Origin of the sequence: Mameliella sp. MMSF_3455, from assembly GCF_030733205.1 — a bacterium.
Classification (GTDB): Bacteria; Pseudomonadota; Alphaproteobacteria; order Rhodobacterales; family Rhodobacteraceae; genus Antarctobacter.
Window position 1 is genome coordinate 116,816 of sequence record NZ_JASHJL010000014.1, and the last position, 6,648, is coordinate 123,463.

6 protein-coding genes are annotated in these 6,648 nt (G+C 63.7%); 2 read left to right on the top strand and 4 right to left on the bottom strand.

Annotation, left to right across the window (positions count from 1 at the left end):
* Positions 1-24: 24 nt before the first annotated feature.
* Positions 25-1,428 carry a bromoperoxidase gene (locus RBB42_RS12545; RefSeq protein WP_305969965.1) on the top strand — a complete coding sequence of 468 codons (1,404 nt, stop codon included), beginning with the start codon at positions 25-27 and terminating at the stop codon, positions 1,426-1,428.
* Between the two features lie 9 nt (positions 1,429-1,437).
* Here the strand turns inward: RBB42_RS12545 and RBB42_RS12550 are convergent, their stop codons facing one another.
* Positions 1,438-2,136 carry a DUF1194 domain-containing protein gene (locus RBB42_RS12550; protein WP_305969966.1) on the bottom strand — a complete coding sequence of 233 codons (699 nt, stop codon included), beginning with the start codon at positions 2,134-2,136 and terminating at the stop codon, positions 1,438-1,440.
* A gap of 122 nt (positions 2,137-2,258) precedes the next feature.
* Between RBB42_RS12550 and RBB42_RS12555 the strand changes: the two genes are divergently transcribed.
* Positions 2,259-2,663 carry a c-type cytochrome gene (locus RBB42_RS12555; protein WP_305969967.1) on the top strand — a complete coding sequence of 135 codons (405 nt, stop codon included), beginning with the start codon at positions 2,259-2,261 and terminating at the stop codon, positions 2,661-2,663.
* On the opposite strand, the gene RBB42_RS12560 is transcribed toward RBB42_RS12555, so the two are convergent.
* The 3 genes from RBB42_RS12560 to parE form a co-directional block, all read right to left on the bottom strand.
* The gene (locus tag RBB42_RS12560) at positions 2,660-3,355 is read right to left on the bottom strand and encodes a hypothetical protein (RefSeq protein ID WP_305969968.1); all 696 of its coding nucleotides are present in this window, start codon (positions 3,353-3,355) and stop codon (positions 2,660-2,662) included. The two genes, RBB42_RS12555 and RBB42_RS12560, sit on opposite strands and share 4 nt — an antisense overlap.
* Positions 3,356-3,435: 80 nt before the next feature.
* Positions 3,436-4,410 carry a hypothetical protein gene (locus RBB42_RS12565; protein ID WP_305969969.1) on the bottom strand — a complete coding sequence of 325 codons (975 nt, stop codon included), beginning with the start codon at positions 4,408-4,410 and terminating at the stop codon, positions 3,436-3,438.
* A complete protein-coding gene (parE, locus tag RBB42_RS12570) occupies positions 4,403-6,361 on the bottom strand; it encodes a DNA topoisomerase IV subunit B (protein ID WP_305969970.1) in 1,959 nt (652 codons plus the stop codon). The genes RBB42_RS12565 and parE overlap by 8 nt, the downstream gene beginning before the upstream one ends.
* Positions 6,362-6,648 lie beyond the last annotated feature (287 nt).

The window sequence follows — 6,648 nt, forward strand, 5'->3', positions numbered from 1 at the left end:
AGATCCCTTCATGACCGGATTGCCATGCCCGCGCCGCCCCGGCTGTCGGCGCCAGAGCTGGCTGCCGACATGGCAGAGCTGTTTGCGCTGGGGCTGGTTCAGGATCTACGCGCGGAAGCGCTGCAAGACCCGCATTGCGCCGTCAGGATCGACGGGGCCACGCGGTTCACGATGCATGAACTGCTTTGCGAGCTGCGCAATCTAAGCTGGTTCGATGCCCGCGTGCCGCTTGCCGGGGCCGTGCCGGACCGATCGCGTGACGTGCAGCCCGGCCAGATGGATGCCAGCCAGCGTCGGGCCTTGCGCTGCAACGCAGATTACCAGCTGACGTTGGAAACCCTTTTGCGAGGGGGGGTCGCCCTGCGCGGTGGTGGTCCGGTGCTGTCGGCTTTCTGGGACAGTCACCACATGGAGTCGCGCCCGAAGCGGAACCCCGGCGCATGGCCGTCCGAGGAAGCGGGGCTCTCGGAATGGATCGGCTGGTGTGTCGAGCATAGCCAGGCCGGTCTGCGCATGCCCTGGGCCGCCGCGCGTCCACAGCAGGACCCCAGCCTGGGTGACCGCGCCGAGACGCTGCACCTGACTCCGCCCGCGCGTCCCTTCCACAATGCCGCGCTGGTCGCGCTGGCGCGTGGTACGAACATGGCGCATGGTCTGCCCGGGACCTGGACGGGGTCGCGGCTCTTTGCGCTGATGGCCGAAGGCGAAGCGCTTGCCAGCCGGTTTGCCCTTGCGCAGGTCTCGGAAGAGGGCCGGATGCCGCGTCCGGCGGTCACGGCGGCGCGGATGACGGTCTGGTTGGGCAGCGAAGAGGGCGCGCGGGCTCCGGAAAGCGAAATCCATCGTGCGGCGGCAGAGGAGCTTGTCACTGCTGCGCCCAATCTGGTTCACTGGGTTAGCCGGGCGAACCGGGCGCGACGTGGGCCACAGCGGTTTGAAGCGTCGCTGTTCCTGCCACTGGCTGGCCCAGAGCGGCAGCACCTGACGCCTTCGGATCTGGGCGCGCATGCGGTTGTCGCGGGCGCTCTGGCCACGCTGGTCAAGGCCGTCTTCGATACGTCGCGGCGGGCCCAGCTTCAGGCGGTCGGACAGGGCGCCCCGGTGCTGGCGCTGGAGGATCAGACCGACCGGCTGGCGGCGAATATCGGGCTGATGCGATGCGTGACAGGTGGGTACTTCCCGGCCGAGAACATCCAGGATCTGCGCTTGGGGCAGGCCATCGCCCTGCACCTGTTGCGCGACCGGCTAGAGATGGACAACCGCAGTGCGCAGATGGGCTTTCGCGATTTCGATGGGCAAAGCCTGCAGCTGGTCTCGCATCCGCGCCGGTTCGGACGGGGCTACGCCGAACTGCGCCGCGATGGTGAGCCGATCGCCTGGCCACAAGAGGCGAGCCATCCGGCGGCGCATCTGACCGCTGTCAGCTAGGGCAGACGGTCAACGCCGGGCAAACGCCCCGTCCGGCAGGCTGCCCGAAATTTCGAGGATCAACTTGCGCTTGACCGCTTCGGCGAAACTCTCGCGGCTTTCGGCAGTGACGACAAAGGCGCCTGGTCCGCCGATGATGCGTTCGGAATAAAGCGCCTCTAGCCCGCCATGCGCGCGGCCTGGATCGTCCGGGCGGAGGATGGGCAAGGCATTGATCGTGACACCGGCGGCCAGCACCCGGTCGCGCGCCTCGGCAATTGGCGGGCCCGAGTAGGAATTGACGCTGTCGCCGGAAAAGTCGATCACCCGCCGCCAGCCGTCGAATCCATTGGTGTCCATAAGCCGCAGCGCCTCATCCAGCGCGGCGCCAATCGCGTTGCGCCCGAAGGCCTGGCGTGGTTTTCCCATCAGTTCGGCGGCGAAACCTGCGGCGCTTTCCGGCCCGTCGATCAGTGTCCAGTCCGCAACGACAGCCTGGTTCGCGGCCCATTCCACATAGGTCACCGCGATATGTCCGTAGGCCGTGTTCGCGATGGCGGCCAGCACCTCGGGGTCGGTGATCGCCTCGGCGTAGCCCTGTCGCTGGAACAGGATCTCTCTTTGGTCAATGCTGCCTGAGGCATCCGCCAGCAAGACCAGTTCCAGATCCGTGTCCCGGGCCTGTGCCGCCGCGGCCCAGACCAGCATCACCACCAGGATCATCCGCATCGGCGCCCTCCATTTTTGGTTGAGATAGGGCGGGTGGATACCTTGCCCATATTGACCCGCATCATGTTCCCGTCTTTTGGGCTGTGGCAGAGTCACGACACTGCCGAACAGGAGGATACGCCATGATCGCACGCCTTGCCCTGCTGAGTCTGATCGCCGCGCCCGCATTCGCCCAGGACGCCGATATAGGCCGCGCGCATTTCTACACCCATTGCGCCACCTGCCACGGGCTGGAAGGCAAGGGTGACGGGCCGATGGCGGGAGTCCTGACGATCCCACCCACCAACCTGACCGAACTCACGATCCAGAACGGAGGCGTCTTTCCCTTGGCACGGGTTGTCCAGCGGATCGACGGGCGTGACCCGTTGGTGGCGCATGGGTCGCCGATGCCGGTCTTTGGGGATTTCTTCGAACGCGCCTTCGACGTGCCGATGAAGACGCATACAGGCCAACCCATCCTGACATCCCAGCCAGTGGTGGATCTGGTCGCCTATCTGATGGAGCTTCAGCGGATCGAGCAGGACTAGCCGCCGCTATTGCGGCAGATGCCCCTTGTCTGTGCTCCTTTCCAGGGCAGGATCACATTGGGTCGGTCGATGACCGCATCCAGCCGGTCGACGGGCATGTATTTCCCGATCATCCCCCGCAGCCGCGCCGTGCGCGGCGCGTTCGGGTCCAGCAGGCGACAGCAGACGTATTCCTCGACGATGCTGCCCTGCTGTTCATAGCCGAAGGACAGGAAATCCCGCGTCTCTTCCGTGTCGAAAAGATAGGGGTCTTTCGAGACGCTGTGTTCCTGTGCCGCCTTGAGAGGGTGGTAGCCCGTCAGCTTGCGGTTCTGCCACTGCCAGACATGGGTCGCCTCATGTGCAAAAAGCATCGCGTCGAAAAGGTCGATCTGGTCGGGGTAGCCGGCCAGAAAATCCTCCCGGTACACGTCATCCCGCAGCAGTACCTTGTTGAACAGAACCGTGGCCGCGGGGGAGACGGTGACGGTGCGGGCCTGCTTGATCGGCGGCCAGATGCGTTCCTGGCAGGTTGTGCGTGGGCGAACGGGCATTTCGTAGGTGACCGCGCCCGCCGGGTTGCCATCAACCAGACGGATCCTTTTCGGGTCCAAGTCGTCGCCGTGAAAGGCGCGCAGAAAGGCGGTCTCGTTCGGCGTGGCGGAGCGGCCGCAGGCGGCCAGGATCAAAAGGGCAAAAAAGGCAATGCGCATGGTGCGAGATTGGCCGCGGCCGGGGCGCTTGGCAAGCGCCAAGAGGCTGACCGTGATGCGGAAAGCGCGTCCAGGGCCGGCTATTGCTGTGGCTGTACCGAGGGATGCGGTTGCGAGCAGTTTCCACGAACCCAGGTCACGTTCGCATCGCAAAGGTCCTGGAACTCTGGCCAGGTCATTTCGTGCGGCGCGGCGCTGCGCATGGCATCGACGACAAAGCCACCATCAATCCCAAGGTCGTCGGCGAATTGTTCGATTTCCAGGTAGAGGGCGTGATCAAGTGGCAGGGCTTCGCCACCGGCCGCCAGTTGGTGGAATCCCAGCTTGAAGCGCCAGTTGTCGATGATCCGCATCGAACCGCCCAGGTAGGCCAGTGAACAGGCCGAGGCGCAGTTTGCGTAAAGGTCGGTCGTATAACCTTTTTCCCGGATCAACCTCGCGGTCTTGATCGCCTCTAGAAACCCGCCGCCCCGGCTGCCGAACATGATGGTCGTGAAGTTCCCTTGCCGGGTCTTTTCCTCGAACTCTTCGAAAAAGCCTTTTTCGATATCGCCCAGAACGAAAAGAACCCCGGTTTCGACCCGGAACGTGGCGCTGCGCTGCCAGTTGTCCTGCAAGAGTCCGGCCGGGATCCCCAGGTGTCCGTCGCAGGTCAACGCCCAGGTTTCGCGCTGTTGTTCCGCACCGAGGGCAAGCATTTCCTGGGAAATGGCGGCCCACTTGCTCAGTGCAATGGCAGATTCCTGGATTCTGTAGGCATCTGTCATGTCCGGAGGCGCGTCATAGTGAGGGCCATACAATTCGACGTGGTCCGAGATGTCACCGATGTCTAGCAACTCGGCGAGGACCATGCAGCGGAACTCGGCCCTGTCGGCCCGATAAGCGAGAGTTCCGGCGGGACCCGCGCCTTTCTGCTTGGCTATTTCGGTCAGTTCATCGGCCCTGTCGCGTGCCGTTTCGATGCGCTCTTGCCAGGTTTGGGCCCATGCCGGGGAAATGATCAGGCAGATGGCGGCGACCCAAATCGACCCAAGCGAAACTAGCTTGTCATACATCCAACTCCTCCACGAAACGTGCATTCTCTTGAATATACTGGAATCGCAGCTCGGGCTTCTTGCCCATCAGGCGTTCCACCAAGTCGCCTGTTTCACCCGGTTCGTCCTCGTCGATGGTCACGCGGATCAGGGTGCGGGTCGCCGGGTCCATCGTGGTTTCTTTCAGGTCTTTGGCGTCCATCTCGCCCAGGCCCTTGAACCGCTGCACGTCGATCTTGCCCTTGCCGCCCAGCCCTTTGGCCAGCGCGGCCTCCTTGGCGGCGTCATCGGCCACGTAGAGCCGTTTCGCCCCCTGCGTCAGCCGGTACAGCGGTGGGCAGGCAAGGTAGAGGTGCCCCTTGTCGATCAGCGGGCGCATCTGCGTGTAGAAGAAGGTCATCAAGAGCGCGGCGATATGTGCGCCGTCGACATCCGCGTCGGTCATGATGATGATCTTGTCATAGCGCAGGTCGTCGATGTTGAACTTGGGGCCCAGTCCGACGCCAAGTGCCTCGCAGAGGTCGCGGATCTCGGCGTTGGACGACAGCTTGTTCGAGGCGGCGCCGAGCACGTTCAGGATCTTGCCCTTGAGCGGCAAGAGCGCCTGAGTCTCGCGGAAGCGGGCGCCCTTGGCCGAACCGCCGGCCGAATCGCCCTCGACGATGAAGATCTCGGTCCCTTCGCGGTTCTTGTTGGTGCAGTCGGTCAGCTTGCCCGGCAGGCGCAGTTTCTTGGTCGCGGACTTGCGGGCGGTTTCCTTTTCCTGCCGGCGGCGCAGCCGTTCCTCAGCCCGCAGGACAAGGAAATCGAGGATCGCACCGGCAGATTTCGTGTCCGAGGCCAGCCAGTTGTCAAAGTGGTCGCGGACGGAGTTTTCGACCAGCCGCTGCGCTTCGGTCGTGGCGAGGCGGTCCTTGGTCTGGCCGACGAACTCCGGTTCGCGGATAAAGCAGGAGACCAGCGCGCAGCCGCCGGTGATCAGGTCGTCCCTGTTGATCTGGCTGGCTTTTTTGTTGTTCACCAGCTCGCCGTAGGCGCGGATGCCCTTGAGGATCGCGGCCCAGAACCCGGCTTCATGCGTGCCGCCCTCTGGCGTGGGGACGGTGTTACAGTAGCTCTGGATGAAACCGTCGCGCGAGGGCGTCCAGTTGATCGCCCATTCCACCTTGCCCGGCGTGCCGAATTTCTCCTTGAAATCCACGATGCCGGAAAAGGGTTTGTCGGCATAGGTGGAGGCGCTGCCCAGGGTCTCCACCAGGTAATCCGACAGGCCGCCGGGGAAGTGGAAAGTCGCCTCGGTGGGCGTGTCGCCGTCTTCGATCTCGGTCTTCCAGCGGATCTCGACACCACTGAAAAGATAGGCCTTGGACCGCACCATCTTGAACAGGCGGGAGGGTTTAAACCTATGATGTCCAAAGATTTCTTCGTCGGCGTGGAAGGTGACTGTGGTGCCGCGGCGGTTCGGGGCCTGGCCGACCTTTGCGACCGGGCCAAGGGGAATCCCGCGCGAAAAACGCTGTTCGTACAGCTCCTTGTTGCGGGCGACCTGGACGACCATGCTGTCGGAAAGCGCGTTGACGACCGAGGCGCCGACACCGTGCAGACCACCGGAGGTCTCATAGGCCTTGCCCGAGAACTTGCCGCCCGCGTGCAGGGTGCAAAGGATCACCTCGAGCGCGGATTTGCCGGGGAACTTGGGGTGCGGGTCGATCGGGATGCCGCGGCCGTTGTCCCTGATTTCAATGGAGAAATCCGAATGTAGCGTGACCTCGATCCGGTTGGCGTGGCCGGCCACCGCCTCGTCCATCGAGTTGTCCAGGACCTCGGCCACGAGGTGATGCAGGGCGCGGTCGTCGGTGCCGCCGATATACATCCCCGGGCGTTTGCGCACGGGTTCCAGCCCCTCGAGCACCTCGATGGAAGAGGCGTCATACTCGGGCTGTGCGGCGGAATGGAGGAGATCGTCGGCCATGTGCGTGCTCGGTTTGTTCTGATTGGTTGGCGGCGATTATGGCAGAGCGTCCCGCCCGGGTAAACGGGGCGCGCGATTGGGTTAAGGCACCGTGCCTTGGGGGAGGCAACGGGGAGAGCCTACCATATCTTGCGGTGATGCGGGACTCGGAGTGGGGGCCCTGGGGCGGCCGGTTTGTACGTTTTGTACGTTTTGTACGCCGATTCCAGCATTTTGTACAAAACGCGGGCCGGGGTTTGGATGACGTTGCAGGAGATTTGGTTAATCGGGGTGTTTTTGGGGCAAGG

Bases quoted from the DNA above. Each gene is read 5' to 3' on its own strand.
- RBB42_RS12545 (WP_305969965.1), top strand. From the start codon at position 25: ATGCCCGCGCCGCCCCGGCTGTCGGCGCCAGAGCTGGCTGCCGACATG.
- RBB42_RS12550 (WP_305969966.1), bottom strand. From the start codon at position 2,136: ATGCGGATGATCCTGGTGGTGATGCTGGTCTGGGCCGCGGCGGCACAG.
- RBB42_RS12555 (WP_305969967.1), top strand. From the start codon at position 2,259: ATGATCGCACGCCTTGCCCTGCTGAGTCTGATCGCCGCGCCCGCATTC.
- RBB42_RS12560 (WP_305969968.1), bottom strand. From the start codon at position 3,355: ATGCGCATTGCCTTTTTTGCCCTTTTGATCCTGGCCGCCTGCGGCCGC.
- RBB42_RS12565 (WP_305969969.1), bottom strand. From the start codon at position 4,410: ATGTATGACAAGCTAGTTTCGCTTGGGTCGATTTGGGTCGCCGCCATC.
- parE (WP_305969970.1), bottom strand. From the start codon at position 6,361: ATGGCCGACGATCTCCTCCATTCCGCCGCACAGCCCGAGTATGACGCC.